Below are 1,380 nucleotides of genomic sequence, written 5' to 3'. Positions count from 1 at the left end.
TGACGCTTCTATAGGGGTGGTGATCGGGCCCGGGGTTCGTGATCCGTTAGGTTCGATGTCGGTCGTGTGGGTGTGACTCACCTTCGATCTGACCGCGGTGACGTGTGTCTTTCTCTTGACCTGTCCACCCGCGCGGCCGGCGTCGACCCGATTGCACCGTGCTGGCCTGATCAGAAGCCTGTCCGTGTTCACAGCACGTGACTCATCACAGATATGCCGCCAGGTGTGTTCCCGGGCCGACGCCGTGTTGACGGCAACTCGTCCACTCGAAGGGAAGCACCGTCATGACCATCGTGACAGACCAGCCAGGTACCCAGCCGGATGCCCAGCCAGATACCCGGTCGGGGTGGATGGTCGGGGTGGACACCCACACCGACACCCACGACGCGGCGCTGCTCGACCAGCTCGGCGCGGTCCGTGCCAAGGTCCAAGTCGTTGCGGGTCCTGCCGGGTACGCGCAGGTGACGGCATGGGCCGCGGGCCTGGTCCCGGCCGGGGAACGGCTGCACTGGTCGGTGGAGGGCACCGGCTCGCACGGTTACGACCTGACCCGGTACCTGCGCGCCGCGGGCCACACCGTGTCCGAGGCGCCGAAACCCGAACACAGCAGTCGACGCCGTAGCGGCAAGTCCGACGAGCTCGACGCCGTCCACGCCGCCCGGGCCGCGCTGGCCATCGACGCCGAACCCGGCCGGCGGCACGCGATCCCCCGCGCCGACGGCCTGCGTGAAGCGCTACGGATCCTGCTGGTCACCCGCCGCCACGACACCGACACCCGCACCGCAACGGTCAACCTGTTCAAGTCACTGATCCTCGGCGCCGGCGACCTCCGCGAACTCCTGCGCAGGCTGAGTACCGCCGGGCAGGTCCGCGCCGTCCTCGCCCTTACCGAGGACCCCACCGCGGATCTGGAAACCACGATCCGTGTCCAAGCGTTGCGCCGCGCCGCGGCCACCATCCGCGAGCTCGGCCGAGCCGTCACCGCCAACGAGAAACACCTCCGCGCCCTGGTCGAACAGGCCTGCCCCGGCCTGCTCGACCTGCCCGGTGTCGGCCCGGTCACCGCCGCCACCCTACTCACCACCTGGTCCCACCACGGCCGCGTCCACAGCGAAGCCGCCTACGCCGCCCTCGCCGGGATCAGCCCACTACAAGCCAGCAGCGGCCCCATCAAACGCCACCGCCTCAACCGCGGCGGCGACCGCACCCTCAACGCCGCACTCCACACCATCGTCACCGCCCGCCGCCGCATGAACCACCAACCCACCAGCGACTACATCACCCGACGCACCACCGAAGGCCGCACCCCCAAAGAAATCCTCCGCTGCCTCAAGCGCTACGCCATCCGCAACCTCTACCGATACCTCGAAGCCAACACCA

1 protein-coding gene is annotated in these 1,380 nt (G+C 69.0%); it reads left to right on the top strand.

The window, feature by feature from the left end; all coding sequences use genetic code 11:
• Nucleotides 1-350: 350 nt before the first annotated feature.
• Nucleotides 351-1,380 (top strand): IS110 family RNA-guided transposase (locus tag Dsi01nite_RS56870; protein ID WP_203854876.1); only part of this gene is annotated, 1,030 nt, incomplete at its 3' end.

Origin of the sequence: Dactylosporangium siamense, assembly GCF_016862795.1 — a bacterium.
GTDB lineage: Bacteria > Actinomycetota > Actinomycetes > Mycobacteriales > Micromonosporaceae > Dactylosporangium > Dactylosporangium siamense.
This window is presented reverse-complemented; position numbering and strand designations above follow the sequence as displayed.